We start from the raw sequence: 20,753 nt of genomic DNA on the forward strand, positions 1-20,753 counted from the left end.
GGGTGGTATAAACCTACCGCAGCAATGCGACAAGGCGATGCCTCCCTACTCCACGATATCGAGGTGGCCCGGCTCAAGGTTCTCAAAGCGGACCACCAGAGCCAGCAGTACCGGCTGGAAGACAAGCTGCTCAAGACCTTCCCGGCCTCCATCCAGCACCAAAAAGAGGTTATTGCCTGCATGAAGCAGGACGCAGAAACCGCAGAAGCACATCCCCAGGTGAAGGACGGCTTCTGCGGCATGACCATCAAAGGAATGTACTATGAGGAAAAGCTCACCGCCGGCGAACGGCTGCTGGCTGCCTGCCAGGAACTGCCCTCAGCCGGAGCGGTGGAGATCGGCAGTTACCGCGGCTTCCCTATGGAGCTTTCCTTCAGCACCCTTCACAACCAGTTCGAGATTGCCTTCAAGGGCCAGTCCACCAACCATGTGTTCCTGGGCACCGACGCCCGAGGCAACATCACCCGGCTGGACAATGCCCTGGACAACTTCCCGGAACGGATTGAGAAGGCTGAGAACTGCCTTGGCACTCTGATTCAGCAGCGGGATGCCGCCCAGGCCGAGCTGGGCAAACCTTTCCCGCAGGAGGATGAACTGGCCGCGAAATCTGCCCGCCTGGCAGAGCTGGACGCCCTTCTGAACATGGAGGACAGCCCCAGCCAGGAAGCGCCCGGAGAAGAAAAAGTGGAGGCAAAAGAGGAAGGACGCAAGCCGTCCGTGCTGGCCGAGCTGAAAGCCAGTGTGCCTGACCGGACGCCCCGGTCCAAAACCCATGAAAAGGAGGCGGATGCCCGATGACCGATGCGGAACTGAACACAGCCCTTTATAAGAAAATGTTTGCGGAACAGGAGCAGTTCAAGGACTGGCTTCTGACACAGCCGCCGGAGAAAATTCTGGAACGCAGCTATGAGTACAGTGTGCGGGAGGATTTCCTTCTTGCACTGGAGTACGACGATCTGACCAGAGGTCAGGCCGCTGCCCTGCTGGCCTCTCCCACGCCGCTGGATGATCTCTTTCACACGTATGACGCAACCGAAATGCACCACATGGAGGAAGTCTGGAGCTGCCTCGAGAGCTTGGCGGAGCACCGCAAAGCGGAGCAGGCCGTGCAGGAGGAACGGCTCAACATTTCCTGCAAGGAAGCCATTGAGGGAGCCATCGACGGCAACTATAAGGAAAACAGCCTGGACGCCAAAGCGGCGGCGCAGGAAGTCCTGGACCAGTTTGGACCCGAGCGGGTCCAGACTGTCCTTGCTGCGACGGTACAGGACAAGGACTGGGATGCCCGATTCTCCCGCGAGAATAAAGCGTGGGCGCAGACGGTGCCCATGCCACTGGCAGTAGATGGCGCGAACCGGCGGTCCCGGTGGCTGGTGGATAGCCATCCTGGACTTGTGAATCTATTTGTAGATCAGGTGAGGGACCTGGTCCGGGAACGGGAGAAGGAAAAGCCGTCGGTGATCCAGCAGCTGCGGCAGGAGCCGACCTCCGGTAAGACCAAGGCAGCGCCTCCCAAGAAGCGGGAGCCGGAGCGGTGATGGAAAAGTCTGAGATGATTAAGCTGCGAATCTCTCCTGAAGAACGTAAACAGATCCAACGTAAAATGCTGGATATGGGGGTCCTCAATCGAAGTGCCTACCTGCGCAAGATGGCCCTGAATGGATATTGCGTTCGTCTGGATTTAGAGGAGGTTAAGGAGTTGAATCGCCTGCTGCGTATCTGCAGCAACAATTTGAACCAATACGCAAAACGCGCCAATGAAACCGGCTCCATCTACAAAGCAGACATTGAGGATTTGCAGAGGCGGCTGGATGCCATCTGGCAGCAGCAGAAGGAGCTTTTGACGGAACTGGCCGGCATTGAATAATAAACACGGTATAGCGAGTAAAGCTATACCGTGCTACATAGAGTCGAGAGCCTTGCAGGATAATGGACTGTCCTGTATACTGAGAACAGAAAGGAGGCAAGTTCGATGCGGATGATTTTGAAAATTTTTGTTTGGCCGGTGATTTTGCTGCTGGGGATGCTGTGCTTCCTGGGCACCATCGCATATAAAGTGGCGGCCTATGTGATTTCTCCATTCCTTCTGCTGGGCCTTGGATGCTGCATTTACTGCTTAGTACAAGCCCGCTGGATGGACCTGGCAATCTTTGCCGTGATCGAGCTGGGCATCCTTTTGGCGCTGTTTGTCATGATCGGACTGGTGATCCACGCAGAAAATTTGCGAGATTGGATGCGCAGCCTTTTAAGCTCCTGATGGGGAAACCGGGGCCCTGGCGTAGACCACCAGGGTCTCGGGATGGATGAGAAGCACTGGTTTATTGTGAGACAACGCATAATGTACCGTGTAGCCTGTTCCACTGGATTCCTGTTTTTTGTAATCGTAGACGCCGAGCAGAACGTCGGCATGATCTACCAGATACCGATTTCTGGCATGGTAGCACCCAGAAAAATATCGGGGACTTAGAACAAGGACTTCACAGCTTCTCTTTAAGAGATTGGAATAGCGATCCTGATCGGCAGCCTTCCAGCGTCGTTCCTGACCTTCAAAGGGGATGATGCAATGGAGCTGCAGGTCGGGATTTTGTTGTTTCAGGGAAAGAACAGCTTCTCCGGCCCAAAGATCTACCCCGAGGGCGCAGCCGGTATAGAAATCTGTAACCCCGCGATGATGAAGCCGCAGAATCTGTTTTTCCAGCACAGCTTTTAGTCGAATACAGCCGGGAGCTGACTCGTCATACTGAAAACTGAAATGAGATGGACGGTGGCCAGTAAAAGCGCAGGAAGTCAGCACTGCCATAAGTCGTTCCTCTTGGTTTGACCCTTTGCCATGTGTAAGAAGTTTAACAAGACTTTTTACATCTTCTAAAGCTATTGTACGTTGGATACACTTAACTTGTCAATGATAGGAAAAGTATCCAAAACAATAAGCTGAGGTGAGAACGTGGAGGAGTACGGAACCATTCGCATCAAGCTGGATGAACTGATCCAAAAGGCTGGCATCAGCAAGAACAAGTTGAGCCATAAGGCGGAAATGCAGCGTTCGCAGATCAACAACTATTGCAACAACGAGATCACGCGATTGGACATCGACGTGCTTGCAAGAATCTGCACTGTGCTGAATTGTGAAATTGGGGACTTGCTGGAATTTATCCCTCCAGAGAAAACGAAATAAAAATATATGGGGAGCCCGGCAAAAACGCCGGACTCCCCACTTTTTGTGATATGTTCTCCCACAGATTGAGTTTGCAGAAAGATGCCATTTGGAGATGGATTCAAGTATGTGCCGGGCTATGCCGACAGAACAGCTTTTCAGATGATTTTTCCGACACACTTGGATTGCAGTGCGTTCAGAATTTTGGCCAGCTGCTGATGATAATTTGACTCGTTGTATCGGATATATCCAACAGTCATGAATGTACCATAACGAAAGGTTTTCTTTTCAAATTCGCCGTCCAGTTGGTCTCTCAGATATTCATACAAAGTCAGCCTAGCCTGGGTTGATTTTGACGGGGCAGGATTGTTTTTAGGATCGACCGAATATTTGACCGCGATAATATCGTTCTCAATCTGGAGGTACAGGTTATCGCAGATGTCTTCTGTCAGACCCATGGCATCAAGTTCATCGCTCGTAAAAAGATCGCTCAACCACAAGGCCATAAACCCGCCCGAGGGGTTGGACACATATCCCCAGGAGCAGTCTTTCCCCCACAAAGGGTTTGGTCCGCTTTCCAGGTCCTTCTGCAGGTGTTTGAAAAAGCCCCTGTAGGAATCTGGGGTCCAGTCTTCGATTTTTAAAAACTGATAACTGTTTGCCCTGTATTCAATCCATTCCAGGTACTCCAGATAGTTGCGGAAGATGGGATTCTCAATGGTTTCTTGATATCGCTGGAAAATGGACAGCAAATCTTCGCGTGTGAATTCGCAGTCCACACCTTTCTCCGGTCTGGGTTGGTCAAAGATCTTATAATACACCGTAATGATATTGTCTCTGGAAAGCCACGGTTCAGATTTCAACAAAGCCTCTTTGTATCGCTCGATCTGATTATCATGGACGTTTGTAGCGACTTTATCCTCCAGGATGATCCGGAAATCGTTGAAATAAACCAATACGTCAATGTTGTCGTACTGCTTCTCTATTTTTTGAACCCGCCAATCATCGCAGTAGCCCTGCTGGTTTTTACTCCGGAGAATCCGGTTCATGAAAACCATGGCGCATTCACGGATCTGCGGGTCGGAGTCCCATCCATCTTCGGTGAGGTGGGAGAGCAGCCAGCAAATGAATGCATCCTGGGAGAGTTCACTGGTTGCATACCGGAATAGATTGGTTACGCAAAGATTGAAACTCATAAAGACTCCTCCTTGTATGTATATTTCTCTTGCCCTGGAAACGTGTCACAGGGAGAATTTTGTCGGTTTGGTCTTTACTTTTTGAATCAAAAACTGCAGATTGTCGATTTGTTTCAAGTATAGCACACTGTTATTCAGCAGACAACGTCAGGCTCCAGCTTATGTGAGGAGGTGGAATCAATGGCTGCCACACGCCTAATCGCCCTGCACATCAACAAGGGCAAGAGCATTGCCCAGTGTCTCCGCGCCCGGACAGATTATGTGCAGAACCCGGAGAAAACGGACAATGGAGAACTTGTCACTGCCTATGAGTGCGACCCCATGACGGCAGATCAGGAGTTTCTATTGGCAAAACGTCAGTATGAGCATATCACCGGGCGGCGGCAGAAGCGTGACGTGATCGCTTATCAGATTCGGCAGTCCTTCAAACCGGGGGAGGTAACGCCGGAAGAAGCAAATGCCATTGGCCAGGAACTGGCCAAACGATTTACCAAGGGCAAACACGCTTTCATTGTGGCCACCCATACAGATAGGTCGCACATCCACAATCACATCGTTTTCAACTCGACTTCCCTGGATTGTACACGGAAATTCCGGGATTTTCATCTGTCCTGGCTGGTTCTGTCTAAGCTCAGTGACATGATCTGCCTGGAACACAAGTTGTCTGTCATCACCCCGAAGCCCTACAGGGAACGCATAAAGTACAAGTATCCCGAACGCCTGTCCATCCGGGACCAGATCCGGGCTGACATTGATGCGGCCATGCGGCAGAAACCGCAGAGCTTTCAGGAATTGGTGAGCCTCCTTGAGCAGGCGGGATACGAGTACCAGGAAGGCAAGTATCCGGCCATTCGAGGGAAGGATCAAAAGAAATTTATACGCTTCAAATCTCTGGGAGAAGGATACACCCAGGAAGATCTGACGCTCGTGTTTGCCGGACAGCGGGAACACCAGCCCCACAAGCCGGACAAGCGAACAAAGCAGCCTGCCCGGAAGATGAACCTGCTGATTGATATTCAGCAAAAGATGACAGCGGGGAAGGGGAAAGGCTATGTCTGCTGGGCAAAAGTGTTCAACCTGAAGCAGATGTCCAAAGCACTGCTCTTTCTGCAGGAGAACGGCATCGAGAGCTTGGACCAGCTGAATGGCCGCACCTCGGCCATTGTACAGCAAACAGAGGAATTGAGAGATTCCATCCGGGCCGATGAATTCCGCCTTGCCGAGATTGCGGTGCTGCGGGGCCACATTCTGAACTATGTCAAAACACGGGATATCTACCAAGCATACAAGGCCAGCGGTTTCAGCAAGGGGTATTTTGAAACCCACCGGCAGGCCCTGACCCTCCACAAGGCAGCCAAGGAAGCCTTCAATCAGCGAGATCTGAAAAAGCTGCCCCGCATTCGGGACCTGAATGCTGAGTATGCACAGCTTCTGGAGCGGAAGAAAAAGAACTACGCCGAATACCGCCAGCAGAAAGCACAAATGCAGGACTGGCTGACGGCACAAAAGATTGTGTCTGTGATGCTGGACGAAAAAGAACAGAAGGAAACCGAGATCAAGCGGAAGGAAGAAAAAAGACACCGGAGCACAACCAATGAATTTACAGGAACAGCAGTTCGCTACAAGAGGCTGCTGTATCGATTTTTTGCCGTAGGTGTGTTTTACACCTGCCACTTTTTAACAACCAATACCTATTAGTTGTTTGATGATCTCTCTTTCTGATATAAATCCAAATACGTTAAAGAGATCTTAACATCTAGACGCCCGTTGACCGAGTTTCTAATTGATGATAAAATTAAATCATGACTACTTATGACTAATAAGACGCAGAACATAACCTTTTGGAGAAAAAGCAAATCGATGATGTGACATTGTTGCAGGGAACATTCCAAAAGGAACTTAGTATGGGTTTGTGTCGCCAGGAAACTGGGAAAAGCAAGCACAATGTGTCTGCTATGCGGCAAATTAAAGACTAATGCAACTACGAGCCGTTTGAAAGCAGTTGCCTTGCTTCTGGATAGGAAAAGTAATTATAGAACAGGAGAATCAGCATGCCTAATCGAATCCCAAGCAAGGACAATTATAATTTTATAGATTTATTTGCAGGAGCAGGGGGACTATCTGAAGGCTTCATTCAGGCTGGCTTTAATCCGATAGCCCATGTAGAAATGAATGCGTTTGCTGCACAGACTTTGATAACACGCAGTGCCTATTACTACTTAAAGCAAACAGATCAGTTGGACATTTACTATCGCTATCTGCGCGGTGATATCGCTCGTGAAGATTTTTTGAAGGTAATTCCTAATCATATCGTAAAAACTGTCATTTGTGAAGCAATGTCCGATGATACACTTCCGGCGATTTTCAAAACCATCGATGGGATTATGAAGATACGGAACATTCAGAACGTAGACGTAGTAGTCGGCGGGCCTCCTTGTCAAGCCTATTCACTAGTTGGGCGTGCACAAAGTAGCCACATGAGCCACCCCATGTCTGAAGATCCCAGAAATGGGTTGTATAAGCTATATGCGCGAGTTTTAAAGCGATATCAACCCAGAATGTTTGTCTTTGAAAATGTGATGGGGATTTCTTCTGCAAATGAGGGAACAACTTTTAAGAACTTAAAAAAATATCTTCGTAGAGTCGGATATACAGTAGAATGTAATGAACAAAATGCAAAGGACTTTGGTGTTCTGCAAAGTCGGCGTAGAATGATAATAGTAGGATGGTTAAAGAACAGCATGATGTCCTATCCAAAGTTCTCAAAAAAAGAGACACCATTCACCGTAAATGATTTATTGTCTGATCTTCCAAAACTCACACCCGGTCTCAGCTCAACAGAGTATCGCTCTAAAACTTGGAGTCAATGTGTTACAGAAACCGAAGTGCGAACAGTAGAAGATGTTCTCACTCTTCATGAGAGCCGACCAAACAAAGAGCAAGATATTGAAATTTACAAACGGGCAATATCGCTGTGGAATGATGGCCACAAGCGTCTAAACTACAATGATTTGCCCGAGAAACTTAAAACACATAAAAATAGAACTTCCTTTGTGGACCGTTTCAAAGTTGTTGAAGGTGATGAACCATATTGCCATACTATTCTCGCACATCTCTCAAAAGATGGACACTACTTTATTCATCCGGATATGGAGCAGCACCGTTCCATAACAGTCAGAGAAGCAGCTCGCATTCAATCCTTTCCTGATAGTTATTTTTTTGAGGGGCCAAGAACTGCACAGTTTATCCAAGTAGGAAATGCGGTCCCCCCTCTTATGGCAAAGGAAATTGCTCTAGGAATAGCTGAGCAACTGGATAAAGGACAGGAGTAATAATGATGGAGAGCAACTTGCTTTTAGAACAATACGGAAAATTCAAAAAAGTAGAGCTGAAAAAATCTCCCTTCCGCTGTCTATTAGATACTAACATTGAAATCAATCCCCATCAGATCAATGCATTTTGTGCTGCAATTCAGGCTCTGAAAACTGGGGGTATTGTTCTTGCGGACGAAGTTGGTCTCGGTAAAACCATTGAAGCCGGTCTTGCTCTCAAATATGTATTAGATTCAGGGGCGAAGCGTGTCTTGATTGCACTCCCAGCAACTCTGCGAAAACAGTGGGAGATTGAACTGGAAGATAAGTTCGGCTTAGATTCTATGATTTTAGATCGATTCACTGTAGAAAGTGAATTTGCGAGATGGAAAACTTGGCTGGAGGACAAAAGCAAGGTACGAATTGTTTTGGTTTCTTATGATTACTCCTCTAAGCTCATGAAACGCTTTCCAAATGTGAAGTGGGACTTTATCATCATTGATGAAGCTCATAATCTTCGTAATGTTTTTCATGGCACAAAACGTGCAAAAAGGCTTTATGACCTTTCTCAAGGTATACCGAAAATTCTGCTTACAGCTACTCCTCTGCAAAATAGCCTGTCAGACCTTCATGGTTTGATTTCCTTTATTGACCCACGCATTTTCGGTAGCGAAAAGGTATTCAATAAAAGATTTATCGAAGAGGAGGACTATGCAGAACTAAAAAGAGAACTCATCCCTGTTTTGTACCGAACGCTTAGACGGGATGTTGGAAAATATATGGACTTCAAAAAAAGAGAATGTCGAACGATTGATTTCGTTCTTTCTCCCGATGAAGTCGAACTATATATGCGTGTGAACAATTTCTTAAAGCGTGATGCTTTGTATTCTATCCCTAATGCAAACAAAGGGTTAATTGTACTAGTTATCCGAAAGTTGCTTGCCTCGTCAAGTTATGCCTTGATAGAAACATTTGAGGTATTGAAAAGGAGGCTTGAAAAGTTATATGAAGGCACAAAATCAGCAAATGCTCAAGATGGTTTCGATTTATTCTGGGAATTTGTAGAAGATGAAATTGATGAATCTGGTTTTGAGGAAATCGATGATGAGGATACCGCTTTTCAAAAGCAGCAGATACAAGCTGAAATTGATGAGGTTAATGCGATCATAGAGACTGCAAGCCGTATCCAAAGCAATGCCAAGATAAAAGCCTTGAAAACTGCGATTCATGCGGCTTTTGAGCATCAAGAAAAACAAGGTATTCCGCAAAAGGTTGTTGTGTTTACAGAATCAAAGCGAACCCAGAAATATATTGCTTCTGAGTTGCGCAAGGACGGATTCGATGAAGATGATATTCTTTTGTTCAATGGTGACTTTAACGATGACATGACCAAAGAAATCTATCGTGCGTGGAAGGTGAAAAACTTTGGCAGGACTAACTATGGTCGCGGAGTTGAGTATAAACACGCTATTGTGGATTATTTTAAGGAACATTCCAGAATTCTCGTCGTAACAGACGCTGGTTCTGAAGGCTTAAATCTTCAATTTTGTAACACTGTTGTCAATTATGACCTTCCTTGGAACCCGCAGAAGATTGAGCAAAGAATTGGTCGTTGTCACCGTTATGGCCAAAAGCATGATGTTGTTGCAATTAACCTTTTGAACACTGGTAACGAAGCTGATCGACGTGTTTATGAGATTTTGTCAAAGAAATTCGAATTGTTTGACGGTGTATTCGGTGCGTCAGACATTGCATTGGGAGCACTGGAATCAGGAAGCAGTTTTGAAAAAACAATTCTCGATATTTATCAGCATTGCGGAACTAGGGCAGAGTTCAAAAAGGCATTTGATAAATTGGATCGCCAACTTGATGCTAAGCGCAACAAAAAGGCCATTCAGCTGCGTTCAATTTTAATGACGGAAAGTACTGGCGCAAAGGGCGCCGCACTTGAGAAAACAAAAAACGATATAGATCGGTATCTACGAGAAGTGGACTATTGGTCTCAGGTTGCTGACCCAGAGGTCGAGGGAAAAACCTGTTATTGGAAAATTGATAACTGGGGTGAGCAAACTTTCGGTTCGCATGGAACCTTATTTGTCGGCGCTTTTTGCAAATCTAATTGTGAGATGCTTTTCCCAGTATTACTGCTCTGTGATGAGCAAGGCAGATATATTGACTTCACCGAAGACGACATCGTTGGCGCACTTGAGGCGGTGGATGATGGTGATGTTAGATACTTTAAGCCAACGGATGAAGAGATGGCGCAATATAAAGATATTTATGACACTTTAGTTAAAGAGATGTTGGCCAAGTATCAAGCGACAGCTAAACCTGTGATGGATTACAACAGACGCAAGGTAGAGAACTGGGCTGATATTCAGCGAGAACAGTTGAATATCCAGATTTCTGAGCTGACAACGGAAATTGAGCAGCTGTCTGCCCAAGCCACAGCAGCAAAGGACTTTTTACAGAAGATTGATATTCGCAAAAAGGTTGAGGAGAAAAAGAAACAGCTTCAAAAGGTACAAACTGCCTTCCATCAAAAGGTCTCCTCTATCCAAGCAGAGGCTGAAAAAGAGATCGTTGACTTCAATCAGCAATTCGATATTCAGCCAATTTTACTTGTCAATGTTGTGCTAAAGTTCTGATAGAAAGGAATTGGAGACACAATTATGGAACATAAAGGAAAATTGGAATTGACCTGGGTTGGAAAATATGATGACAAAGTGATTGAACCACGTATTTTAGTTGAAGATCGTGAGAAGTCGTATGGAGACCCCCATAGTGAAAATATGTTAATTCACGGCGATAACCTGATTGCTCTACAAGCACTTCAACAGGATTTCGCCGGAAAAATTAAGTGCATTTATATTGATCCACCATTTAATACCGGACAAGCATTTGAAAATTACGATGACAATCTTGAGATGTCTATCTGGCTTAGTCTGATGCGTAAAAGGATACAGTTGTTGCATGAACTGCTTAGTGACGATGGCACTATGTTTGTTCATATTGATGATGCGTATCTTCCATACATTACGATCCTGTTGGATGAGGTGTTTGGAAGGCATAATCGCTTGTATCTGATTACCTTCAAGCAAGGAGCGGCTACTGGCCATAAGGCGATCAATCCTGGATGTGTCACGACCACAAATTTTATTATTATGGTTGCAAAGGATAAAGCCCTATGGAAACCAAATAGAGTATATACAAAAAAAACAGCCCGTGATACACGGTACACCAAATTCATCACGAATATCCAAGATCCTTTTTCTGAGTGGAATATCGTCACGCTGGCAGAAGCCTATGCCAGTGCAAAAGGATTATCTTTGTCTGATGCAAGAAAGGAAATAAAGGAGAATCCTAAACTAATGGATGACTTTGTTATCTCTAACGCTGCATCAGTCATTCGTACAGCCCGTCCAGATATGAAGAGTGTTGGTAAAGATATTCAAGAAAAGATCAAAGAGTCTTTGGAAGATTCAACAAATATCTATTACTTACATAGAGAAAACAATCCTGATATGTACTTTATCAAAGGTGAAAGGATTCTATTTTACAAGGACAAATTAAGAGAAATAGATGGTGAACTTGTTACAGCAGAGCCATTAACTACGCTTTGGGATGATATTCTGTCAAACAATCTTCACAATGAAGGTGGGGTATCCTTCCCAAAAGGGAAAAAACCCGAACACCTGATAAAACGAGTGCTTGAGATAGCCTCTAATGAACAAGAGTGGTTTTTGGATTCTTTTTTGGGTTCAGGGACTTCAATTGCAGTAGCCCATAAAATGAATAGAAAATATATAGGAATTGAAATGGGAGAACAGGCTTATACACACTGCAAAAAACGGTTAGATGCTATTGTTTCTGGTGAAGATAGTTCAGGGATTACGAAAGCTGTGAACTGGCAAGGCGGAGGTGGTTATCACTTCTATGAACTAGCGCCCAGCTTGTTGGTCAAAAATGAGCGGTTACCAATTTATCAAATAAATCCTGAGTACACCTTTGAAATGCTGTGTGAAGCTATTTGCAAAATTGAAGGATTCAAATACAAACCAGACGGAGTGTATCATGGACATTCTTCCGAAAAGAGATTCATCCATATCACAAAAGAATTTGTAAACGCTGAGTACATTCGTTCTATTGCAACTACTCTTGGTGAAGATCAATCACTGCTGGTGTATAGTACAAAGGTCCAGTCTGATCTGAGGCTTCCAGAGAATATCGAAGTTAAACGTATCCCGAAGGATCTGCTGGACAAGTGTACTTTTGAAAGCGAGGTGCGATAAATGGCTGGTATTGTCGCTAAAATTGGATATGCCATGAGCTTGCGCAAACCCCAGCAGGAAGCACTTTCCTATCTGGATGCAATCAGTACTCACTGCGATTACAAGAATGATAGTAAGGTAGTGATTGAGGTTGTTGCAACAGAATACTGTGAAAAGCAACGTAAAATCAAAGTCGACGATAAATTTGATTTTCCCTCTTTCTGCTATGCTATGGCAACCGGCATTGGCAAAACACGCCTTATGGGTGCAAGTATTTATTATCTCTACAAGACGAAGGGGTATCGCCATTTCTTTATTTTGGCACCGGGCAATACAATCTATGAAAAACTTCGGAAAGAGTCTAATCTGAATCATCCCAAGTATATCTTTAAGGGATTAGAATCAGAAATGGGACGCCCAAAAGTGTATGACGGCGAAAACTATGATTCTTATCCTGTAAGATATGAGCAGATGAGCCTTCAGTTTGAAAAAAGCTCAGAAATTGAATTGTTTATTTTTAACATCGGCAAGATTTTTAACAGCAAGACTGACACCCAGTTTAACTTCCATAAGTTCAAAGAAACCCTAGGAATGTCCTTTGCAGAGGTCCTTTCCAGTTTTGATGATCTTGTAATCTGCATGGATGAGGCGCACCGTTACTATGCACCAGCTTCCATGAAAGCCATTAACTTTCTTAAGCCTGTCTTGGGATTAGAGTTTACAGCGACTCCTAAATCAACCAATAACGTAATTTATGCCTACGACTTGGCACGGGGTGCTGTAGAGGGATATTTGAAAACTCCTGTTGTCATGGGACGCTCTAACATGGCTGGATATAACGCAGAAGACATTGAGGAAATGAAAATACGCGATGGCTTAACATTGCATGAGCATCGTAAGGGAGTTATTCGACAATTTTGTAATGACAATGGCCTGCCGTATGTAAAGCCCATCGTTTTGATTGCTTGCCGTGATACAAATCATGCCAAGGAGATCCGCACACTAATTGATAACGATAGATTTTTGAATGGTAGATACAAAGGTAAAGTTATTGAAATCCATTCCAATATGAAGGGCGATGAATCGGAGGAAAACATCCGCTTGCTCCTTTCCATTGAATACACCCAGAATCCAGTTGAAATTGTTCTTCATGTCTACAAGCTGAAAGAGGGCTGGGATGTCAACAATCTTTTCACTATCATTCCGTTGAACGCAGCCAAAAGCGACATTTTGGCTATGCAGACTATTGGCCGCGGTCTTCGTCTACCTTTTGGCCAAACTACTGGCAATGAGGATATTGACACACTGGATATTGTCGCTCACGATCATTACCGCGAATTGGTGGACGAAATTAAAAATAGTGATATTTTCCGGTATCGAGATTTGGACAAGTCTGTGGTTGAACCTTCAGACACAGTAGATATTAGCAGTCCTGTTGACGAAGATCAGCTCACTATTTTTGACTTTGCTGTAACTGATGCTGGTGTGAAGTCTTTTTCAGAAATCAATACCAACACAAAAACGCAACAGGAATTGTACGAGGCATATTTGAAGGCTTTTGGTTCTGGAAAGAAGCAAGAACAAATACCATCCGATATGCAACAGCTTACTATGGAGCAAATTTTTGGCACAGAAGCCGGTAATGCGGCAACTAAACCCGATGAAATAACTCATGATTCACCGGTAGATGGCAAAGGTAAGAAACCTTTGTCTAAGGATGAATTTGTTCAGAAAATCAAGGAATATTCCGGTAAGGCTATTTCTGTACCGAAGATTTTGGTACAGACAACCTCTGAGGTCAAATTCAATCGCTTTGAAGTCAAGAGGAATATTTCAGATTTTGAAGTTGCAATGGCTAAAATCGAGAGATTTGATGCTATTAACCAGCAGCTTCTAACCGCTGTTGATGCACAGATTCTGGAAGTAGACGATGCACTGAATACCCTAGCCTGTATGCTTCTTGACTCTATCAGTGAGCTATCCTACGAAGATGCTGATTTCATTATTGACGTCGTGGATCAATATCTTGCACAGATTGATGGTAATGAAGAGGACAAGCGTAAGATAGTTCGTCGTTATGCCTCCCTGATCGTTTCCGACATCAGAAAACAGATCTTTGAACATACAGAATGTAAAACCGAGGACATTCATATCGTTCAGAAAGATTTGATCCTCTTCCGCAAATTCGTAAAGAATGTCAAAAAAGATGGTCGCGTTCGTTTTGATAAACCATTCACGGATAAGGCAAATATCAAGAAATACCTATTTACAGGATATAAGAAGGCATATTATACCGAAAATGCTTTTGACAGTGATCCTGAGCGTCTGTTCTCTATCATCTTGGAAGAAGATCCAGACGTGATTCGTTGGATTAAACCACCTTTGAATCAGTTGGGCCTTTTTTGGCAGGCTGGTCAACAGTATAACCCAGACTTCTTAGTGGAGACAACAAGTGGAAAATTCATGGTAGAAGTAAAAGCCTCCAATGAAATCACCGCAGATGAAGTGGTTACAAAAGCGCGTGAAGGTATCAAATGGTGTCATTTTGCATCTACAGCAGATCCTGACCATAAGGTTTGGGAGTATCGCTTGATTTCTGATGATAACATCAAACTTGGAAACACCTGTAAGTATACCCTAGGTACAGCACATAAGATCAAGGAGGGATAACTTTGCCTGATAGATTCAAATATGCAAAAGTGCGGCAGGTGATTATCAATGCTCTTAGAACTGACTTGATGGGGCCGCAGTTTGACGATGAGGTATTAGATGAAAATCCGAGAAGTGCCTATATTGTAGGGATGCTTGCTTCTCAGGCTGTTGATAAAGGCACTGCTACCGCTGGCGAACAAGAGGTAGATGCCGATATTGCGTATGGTGATTCTGACGATTATACTGCTGGTGAAGATGATGATAATGAACCTATAATGACAACCAGCTTTAAGCTGCCTACGTCTATAGGTATTAGTTTTTACATCGCATCATCCACTAAGAGCATTAACATTGATGTCTCTTGGGGTGACTATGTATGCTTTGTGGACAAGAAAGTCGGGAAAGATGGCAAGGAATATAACCATACTAGTTTTACCCGACAGCCAATGAAATCCACAATTTGCATTGATTTTACCTCTTTTAAAAGAAATGCAGAATTCCGTCTGGTAGAAGATTCAAATGTCGTCGTACATATTTCCAGAATACCTCTAAAAACGAGGTATTCGCTGGTAACAGCCTATGTTATAAATCGTCGTAAAAACTCCGAGAATGATGTGGAATCCATGATGTTCCAAGTCGAACTGAAAGCATATTCCGCCAATGGAGATAGAGTTTTCTTTTCTGAAAATATTTGTCGAGATGTACTTGCTGAAGATGAGTTCTACTTTGAACAACGTCCGATTTTGGGGCGTGGTAGGAATTGTGCTGCAACATGGGATGAGGCTATTGATGGAAAAACAGCATGGATAAAATCTGATTTCATTCCTGAATATGAATTTCCTGGTGTAAGCGCTGCTTTGAAAGGATTTGATAAGTTCTTTTTCTCAATGCGATTCATGTCTAATCCTAAAAACAAAGATGGTATCCTTGAACGGTTAAATATTTTAGCTGATTCATATGATAAATGGATTGAACAAAAACTTGTCTCAGATGAGAAAATGACCCGTCAGGAATTTAAGAGTACGATAGGTGACAAAGTAGTTGCCCATTGTAGAGAAGCATTAAACAGAATTCGTGAAGGTATTTTCCTTATCACAAGTAACGAGATTGCGTTTGATGCATTTTGTTTTATGAACCGTTCCATGCTGCTTCAGAGAAATATTATGAGTTACTCTAAGAAGCATGGCGCTGGCATAGAATGTAATTTCAAGGATTTTGTAGACCCAAGAAATCCGGACACCGATTTTGGATGGAGACCTTTCCAGATTGCTTTTATTCTGATGAATTTAAGCGGAATTGTAGATCCGTTGCATAAAGACCGTGAAGTAGTTGATCTGCTTTATTTTCCGACTGGCGGTGGTAAAACAGAGGCATATTTGGGATTGATGGCATTTGTTATTGCAAACAGAAGATTACGAGCGTCGGATACATCTGAATATAATTCTGATGGTGGCGTAACGGCAATACTTCGCTACACACTTCGTCTTCTGACTACGCAACAACGAGATCGTATAACGAAAATGGTTCTTGCCGCTGAACTAATCCGTCAAAAAACATATCCCAAGTATGGAACCGAGCCAATCAGCATCGGTTTCTGGGTTGGTGGAGGTGTAACACCAAACAAATTCGAGGAGCTAGTAGAAAAGACTGATAAGCCGGGTGAGGCGAAAAGAAAACGCAACCTGCTCTATAAGCAACTGTTAACTTGTCCCTTCTGCGGAAAGCCACTTACGGAAGAAGAGTTCTATATTGATCCTGAGCAGAAATCCGTTGCAATTTATTGTGCAGACAATACTTGCCTGTTCTATAAATACAAGCAAAAGCGGATTCGGATTCCGGTATATCTTGTGGATGAAGAAATCTATGCAAAGTGTCCGACAATTATTCTGTCCACGGTTGATAAGTTCGCCCGTTTACCTTGGGACGTTAAAACCAACGCCCTATTTGGACGGGTAGATAGAGTTTGTAGTCGAGATGGATATGTTGCCATAGGTGAAGAACATAAACGGCATAACAGAACACAAAATTTGCCAACATCAACATTAAAACCAATTCGTCCATTCCTTCCGCCGGAGCTAATTATCCAAGATGAGTTGCATTTGATTACCGGTCCGCTCGGAACCGTATATGGTGCATATGAGACCATCATAGAGGAAATGTGTACTTATGGCGAAAAAAGAATTAAGCCCAAATATGTAGTTTCAACTGCTACTATAAAAAATGCATCTGAACAGACAAAGTGTCTTTATGCGCGTAAATCCACGGCACAATTTCCGCCGAATGGTTTTGAGATTGGAGATAGTTTCTTTATAAACGAAGTTCCTATTAAAGATGATCCGTTCCGAAAGTATGTGGGAGTTTGCGCACCAGGGCAATCGGTTAAGACCACTTTGCTAAGAATGTATGCAATTATTCTCCAAACTTCGTTCCAACTTGCCCAAGAGGACGAGTACAAGGATGTCATTGATCCCTACTATTCACTAGTTGGGTACTATAACAGTATTCGAGAGTTGGGCGGTGCCGTTCGTTTGCTACAAGACGATATTCCGAAGCGAATCTATCGAATTAAAACGAAGTATAACATGGAAAGAGTTCGTTATCTCAACAAAAGAGTTGAAATCACATCGAGAATGTCGTCTTATGAAATTCCTAACAAGCTAAGACAGCTTGAGGCAACCTGTGATTCTAAGGATTGTCTTGATACTGCGGTTGCAACGAATATGATAGCAGTTGGTATGGATGTTGACAGACTTGGATTAATGGCAGTAACCGGTCAGCCGAAGCAAAATTCCGAATATATTCAGGCTACAAGCCGAATTGGTCGTGCGTTCCCTGGTCTAGTATTTACTCTCTATAATCCGTATCGTCCTCGTGATCTTTCTCATTATGAGAATTTCACTGGTTACCACTCTCAGCTATACAGATTTGTAGAAGGAACTACTGCAACGCCGTTCTCTGCAAGAGCTAGAGATCGTGTGCTACACGCTTTGATCATTTCAGCAATACGGCTCAAATATCCAGATATGGCTTCCAATGAGGGCGCTGCTGAAATTGCAGCTCTTTCTGCAGAGCAGATGGCGGAGATAAAGTCTCTAATTCTGGAGCGTCTGAATATAGTCAAACCAGAAGTTCGACAAGACGCTGATGCTGAGATTGACCAGTTTGTCGATTGGTGGAAAATTTTAGCCGCCCAAGGCAAGCCTTTGCGGTATTACGTCTATGGAACAGAAAGATACAATCGGCTCATGAACTATTACGGCCAAGCCTGTAAAGATACTGAAAAGGCTACACTTAACTCTATGCGTGAAGTGGAAAATGCTGCAAATATGTTCTATTACACGGAGGAATGATATGGCTGGATATGATAACAATAAATTGGGTGAACTACGCCCAAATCAAATTATCACCACCTTTGGCCCCGGTGCAATTGTTGACGCTGTCAAAGATTCTGTAACAGTATTAGACATAAATTACTGGAAGGAAAAAGGCGAAAAAATTATCGATGGTAGATTAGCTTCTTATCTTGGAGTCGATTGTTTCTATATGCCGAGAACTTCTTACTCTGGGGATGTTCCGGTTGTTTCTTTCCCATATATTCATGTTTGTTCCAACTTGAAGTGCGGGCGTCTTTTTGATATGCGAGACAATTTTGACTTGGATTGTTATCTGAGATTTGGAGTAAATTGTCCGGATTGCCACAAGCCTGCTTATCCCTCTCGATTTATCACGATTTGCGAAAATGGGCACATGGATGATTTCCCTTGGAATTGGTGGGTCCATCGGGGGGCGACCAACTGCAAGGGGCAGCTTAGAATGTATTCTACTGGTAACACTTCTACGCTTGCTGATATGTGGGTTGAGTGTAAGCTATGCGGGGCAAAGCGTAGCATGAGTGGAGCCACTCAGGGAGAGAACTTCTCTGATTTACATTGTATGGGACATCACCCATTTCGTCCGAGATCGAGGAATGAGAGGTGTGACAAAAAAGTCATTCCGTCGCAGCGAGGTGCATCCAATGTCTACTTCTCTGTAAGTAGAAGTGCGATCTCTATTCCGCCTTGGGTAAATCCTTTATATAATTTGATTGATGAACATCTTCATGATATTGAACTACTGAAGGATATAATGGGAGATGACGGCATCACAGCTGCATATAAAAAATACTTTGCAGAGAGATATTCTCGTAAGGAATTTGATGAAGCCCTTACTCGAAGATTAAGTAATATTACCGAGTTCAAAGAGATCAAGCAAATGGAGTATGACGCTATCACCCATCACAATGATCCAGCGTATGCTTCAAACAAGAAACACTTCAAAGCAGAAGAAGATTCACTGCCAGAATATCTGAAACCGTATTTTAGTCGTATCATCAGAATCACACGCCTTCGAGAAGTAAAAGTTCTTCTTGGATTTACTCGTGTGGATGCTCCAGATCCGGATGCGGATGCCCAGACCAATATAGTATATCTCAATAAGGGGAAAACTGAAAAATGGTTACCAGCCGCCGAAGTAAATGGTGAAGGTGTATTTATTGAGTTTAATAAAGCTGCATTGAGCCGCTGGCTTGATATTCCCTCTGTCAAAGCACTTTCACAGAGGTATGAAGAGTGCTATGAGGAGTTTTGCGTTTCTAAAGGATGGACTCTGAACATAAAGAGAAATGCCATATACGTTCTTATGCACACATTCGCGCACCTGTTAATCAAGCAAATGTCAATGACGTCTGGGTATTCTTCGTCTGCAATACGAGAACGCATATATTTTAACGAGAAGATGACAGGTATTCTCCTTTATACGGGTAGCGCGGATAAAGAAGGTTCTTTAGGCGGACTGGTGGAGCTTGGAAATATCAATAAACTAGTGCCGCTAATGAAGGATGCTTTTCAAGAAGCACTCCTTTGCACCAATGATCCGGAGTGTATGAGTAATGTGCCGGCTGGTAACAACCTGAGTGGTGCAGCCTGTCACTCATGCTGTATGATCTCTGAAACTGCGTGCGAAAACGGAAATCGTATGCTTGATAGAGGGTTAGTGGTTCCAATCGCTTCTCGAGAACAAGAGGCTTTCTTTAAAGAATTGGTGTGTGAACTATGTCAACTGGAAATATAAATCTTGATATCCTGCTCGGACAAATAGAAACCGATAGAATTGCTGGAACGGATACCTCCATACCAGCAATCATGGAGAGGTATCCGTCTTTGTCATGGAAACAAGCAGAAGAAATCTATAAAATGGTATCAGCGGCATGTATGGTAAATCCAAGTATAGACGCATCGTTGGTTGCGACTGTGCCTCCATCTTTTTCAGTAAAGGCAAAATCCACCAAAAACACGGTAGAAAGCATGGTTCGTGGTGCTAAGCGGAATATTTTAATTACCGGTTACTCGTTGTCCGGGTATTTTTCTGATCTTCTTGATGTACTAATAGATAAAAGTCAAAAAGGTGTCTACATCAAGTTTTTCGTAAATAATATTGGGGCACAGCAAAGTTTGGACAAACTTTGCCGGTATAAAGGGAAATTCCTCCATATATATGATTTCCCTAGTGGAAAGGATTCTATGGCTGCATTGCACGCCAAAGTGATTTCTGTTGATCAAGAAAAAACGTTGATTACATCTGCAAATCTATCCTACCATGGTCAGGAAGGAAATATAGAACTTGGCATGCTTGTAAAATCCACTGAGATAGCCAAACAAGTTGATGATATTTTCTCTCATTTGATTTTTACCAAAGTGGTAAAAAGAGTATAGAAATTTGATTCGAGAATGAAAATTCTACGCTTAACGTAAAGTCTTCAGAACGGCCCTGTAGGGATCATAATCCTGGTTGTTCCATCGACACTGTAAAAGGAATCAAAGCCACTGATGTGATTTACAGCCTAGTAGAAGTGGCTAGTTCTGATGGGGTTATCTCAGGGAAACATCTGCCCACTTTATACCATCCCTTTCATGGACTTCCGCCAGCATCCTGAACTGCTCAAGGATCTGATGTCCTGGATCGACTACATACGCAGTTGTTTTGAACAGGAATAACCTAGGGGACCGGCTTTGAACGTAAGCGCTCCATAATCCCCCGACTGTAAAAAAGTACTGACCTGTGAGAAAATAAGAGAAAGTATCAAAAGTCTTAGAAATCTCAGAAGTCTCACGGGGGTAAAAATGAGCAATCA

Annotated in this window: 16 protein-coding genes; 13 read left to right on the forward strand and 3 right to left on the reverse strand. The window is 43.8% G+C overall.

Annotated features, from left to right (window positions below):
- Positions 1–24: 24 nt before the first annotated feature.
- The 4 genes from B5G28_RS09710 (at position 25) to B5G28_RS09725 (ending at position 2,257) form a co-directional block, all read left to right on the forward strand.
- Complete coding sequence (locus B5G28_RS09710; RefSeq protein WP_087248248.1) at positions 25–798, forward strand: hypothetical protein; 774 nt, start codon at positions 25–27, stop codon at positions 796–798.
- Positions 795–1,538, forward strand: coding sequence for a DUF3849 domain-containing protein (locus tag B5G28_RS09715; RefSeq protein ID WP_087248250.1), 744 nt, complete (start codon positions 795–797; stop codon positions 1,536–1,538). Before B5G28_RS09710 ends, B5G28_RS09715 begins: the two co-directional genes overlap by 4 nt.
- 14 nt (positions 1,539–1,552) lie before the next feature.
- Positions 1,553–1,867, forward strand: coding sequence for a plasmid mobilization relaxosome protein MobC (gene mobC / locus B5G28_RS09720; protein ID WP_242967563.1), 315 nt, complete (start codon positions 1,553–1,555; stop codon positions 1,865–1,867).
- 105 nt (positions 1,868–1,972) lie between these two features.
- Positions 1,973–2,257, forward strand: a complete 285-nt coding sequence (locus tag B5G28_RS09725; protein ID WP_087248254.1) for a hypothetical protein — start codon at positions 1,973–1,975, stop codon at positions 2,255–2,257.
- Here the strand turns inward: B5G28_RS09725 and B5G28_RS09730 are convergent.
- Positions 2,246–2,800 (reverse strand): SLOG family protein, encoded by a 555-nt coding sequence (locus tag B5G28_RS09730; RefSeq protein WP_087248256.1) that lies wholly within the window; start codon positions 2,798–2,800, stop codon positions 2,246–2,248. The two genes, B5G28_RS09725 and B5G28_RS09730, sit on opposite strands and share 12 nt — an antisense overlap.
- 144 nt (positions 2,801–2,944) lie before the next feature.
- Here B5G28_RS09730 and B5G28_RS09735 point away from each other — a divergent pair, with 144 nt between their 5' ends.
- Positions 2,945–3,175 carry a helix-turn-helix transcriptional regulator gene (locus B5G28_RS09735; RefSeq protein WP_087229241.1) on the forward strand — a complete coding sequence of 77 codons (231 nt, stop codon included), beginning with the start codon at positions 2,945–2,947 and terminating at the stop codon, positions 3,173–3,175.
- Positions 3,176–3,312: 137 nt separating this feature from the next.
- Here the strand turns inward: B5G28_RS09735 and B5G28_RS09740 are convergent, their stop codons facing one another.
- Positions 3,313–4,350: a PD-(D/E)XK nuclease family protein gene (locus tag B5G28_RS09740; RefSeq protein WP_087248258.1), complete on the reverse strand. Its 1,038-nt coding sequence runs from the start codon at positions 4,348–4,350 to the stop codon at positions 3,313–3,315.
- A gap of 180 nt (positions 4,351–4,530) precedes the next feature.
- Here B5G28_RS09740 and B5G28_RS09745 point away from each other — a divergent pair, with 180 nt between their 5' ends.
- The 8 genes from B5G28_RS09745 to B5G28_RS09780 all read left to right on the forward strand — a co-directional run bounded on the left by B5G28_RS09745 (position 4,531) and on the right by B5G28_RS09780 (position 20,334).
- Positions 4,531–6,048 carry a relaxase/mobilization nuclease domain-containing protein gene (locus tag B5G28_RS09745; RefSeq protein WP_087248260.1) on the forward strand — a complete coding sequence of 506 codons (1,518 nt, stop codon included), beginning with the start codon at positions 4,531–4,533 and terminating at the stop codon, positions 6,046–6,048.
- Positions 6,049–6,401: 353 nt separating this feature from the next.
- Entirely contained in the window at positions 6,402–7,682 is a 1,281-nt protein-coding gene (locus B5G28_RS09750; protein ID WP_087248262.1) for a DNA cytosine methyltransferase, read from the forward strand.
- 2 nt (positions 7,683–7,684) lie between these two features.
- Positions 7,685–10,309, forward strand: coding sequence for a DISARM system SNF2-like helicase DrmD (gene drmD / locus B5G28_RS09755; protein WP_242967565.1), 2,625 nt, complete (start codon positions 7,685–7,687; stop codon positions 10,307–10,309).
- 24 nt (positions 10,310–10,333) lie between these two features.
- On the forward strand, positions 10,334–11,953 hold the full coding sequence (locus tag B5G28_RS09760; RefSeq protein WP_087248264.1) for a site-specific DNA-methyltransferase: 1,620 nt from the start codon (positions 10,334–10,336) through the stop codon (positions 11,951–11,953).
- Complete coding sequence (locus B5G28_RS09765) at positions 11,954–14,602, forward strand: DEAD/DEAH box helicase family protein (protein ID WP_087248266.1); 2,649 nt, start codon at positions 11,954–11,956, stop codon at positions 14,600–14,602.
- A 2-nt stretch (positions 14,603–14,604) separates the two neighbouring features.
- Positions 14,605–17,934 carry a DISARM system helicase DrmA gene (gene drmA, locus B5G28_RS09770; RefSeq protein ID WP_087248268.1) on the forward strand — a complete coding sequence of 1,110 codons (3,330 nt, stop codon included), beginning with the start codon at positions 14,605–14,607 and terminating at the stop codon, positions 17,932–17,934.
- Position 17,935: 1 nt separating this feature from the next.
- Positions 17,936–19,693, forward strand: a complete 1,758-nt coding sequence (locus B5G28_RS09775; RefSeq protein WP_087248270.1) for a DUF1998 domain-containing protein — start codon at positions 17,936–17,938, stop codon at positions 19,691–19,693.
- Positions 19,675–20,334: a phospholipase D-like domain-containing protein gene (locus B5G28_RS09780; protein WP_204228844.1), complete on the forward strand. Its 660-nt coding sequence runs from the start codon at positions 19,675–19,677 to the stop codon at positions 20,332–20,334. Before B5G28_RS09775 ends, B5G28_RS09780 begins: the two co-directional genes overlap by 19 nt.
- Before the next feature lie 156 nt (positions 20,335–20,490).
- Here the strand turns inward: B5G28_RS09780 and B5G28_RS14840 are convergent.
- Positions 20,491–20,753 (reverse strand): hypothetical protein (locus tag B5G28_RS14840; protein WP_204228845.1); only part of this gene is annotated, 263 nt, incomplete at its 5' end.

It is taken from the genome of Faecalibacterium sp. An77 (assembly GCF_002161315.1).
Lineage (GTDB): Bacteria > Bacillota > Clostridia > Oscillospirales > Ruminococcaceae > Faecalibacterium.

What these genes read in the sequence shown, in the direction of transcription:
- B5G28_RS09710 (WP_087248248.1), top strand. Translation starts at nt 25, where the DNA reads ATGCGACAAGGCGATGCCTCCCTACTCCACGATATCGAGGTGGCCCGG.
- B5G28_RS09715 (WP_087248250.1), top strand. Translation starts at nt 795, where the DNA reads ATGACCGATGCGGAACTGAACACAGCCCTTTATAAGAAAATGTTTGCG.
- mobC (WP_242967563.1), top strand. Translation starts at nt 1,553, where the DNA reads ATGATTAAGCTGCGAATCTCTCCTGAAGAACGTAAACAGATCCAACGT.
- B5G28_RS09725 (WP_087248254.1), top strand. Translation starts at nt 1,973, where the DNA reads ATGCGGATGATTTTGAAAATTTTTGTTTGGCCGGTGATTTTGCTGCTG.
- B5G28_RS09730 (WP_087248256.1), bottom strand. Translation starts at nt 2,800, where the DNA reads ATGGCAGTGCTGACTTCCTGCGCTTTTACTGGCCACCGTCCATCTCAT.
- B5G28_RS09740 (WP_087248258.1), bottom strand. Translation starts at nt 4,350, where the DNA reads ATGAGTTTCAATCTTTGCGTAACCAATCTATTCCGGTATGCAACCAGT.
- B5G28_RS09745 (WP_087248260.1), top strand. Translation starts at nt 4,531, where the DNA reads ATGGCTGCCACACGCCTAATCGCCCTGCACATCAACAAGGGCAAGAGC.
- B5G28_RS09750 (WP_087248262.1), top strand. Translation starts at nt 6,402, where the DNA reads ATGCCTAATCGAATCCCAAGCAAGGACAATTATAATTTTATAGATTTA.
- drmD (WP_242967565.1), top strand. Translation starts at nt 7,685, where the DNA reads ATGATGGAGAGCAACTTGCTTTTAGAACAATACGGAAAATTCAAAAAA.
- B5G28_RS09760 (WP_087248264.1), top strand. Translation starts at nt 10,334, where the DNA reads ATGGAACATAAAGGAAAATTGGAATTGACCTGGGTTGGAAAATATGAT.
- B5G28_RS09765 (WP_087248266.1), top strand. Translation starts at nt 11,954, where the DNA reads ATGGCTGGTATTGTCGCTAAAATTGGATATGCCATGAGCTTGCGCAAA.
- B5G28_RS09775 (WP_087248270.1), top strand. Translation starts at nt 17,936, where the DNA reads ATGGCTGGATATGATAACAATAAATTGGGTGAACTACGCCCAAATCAA.
- B5G28_RS09780 (WP_204228844.1), top strand. Translation starts at nt 19,675, where the DNA reads ATGTCAACTGGAAATATAAATCTTGATATCCTGCTCGGACAAATAGAA.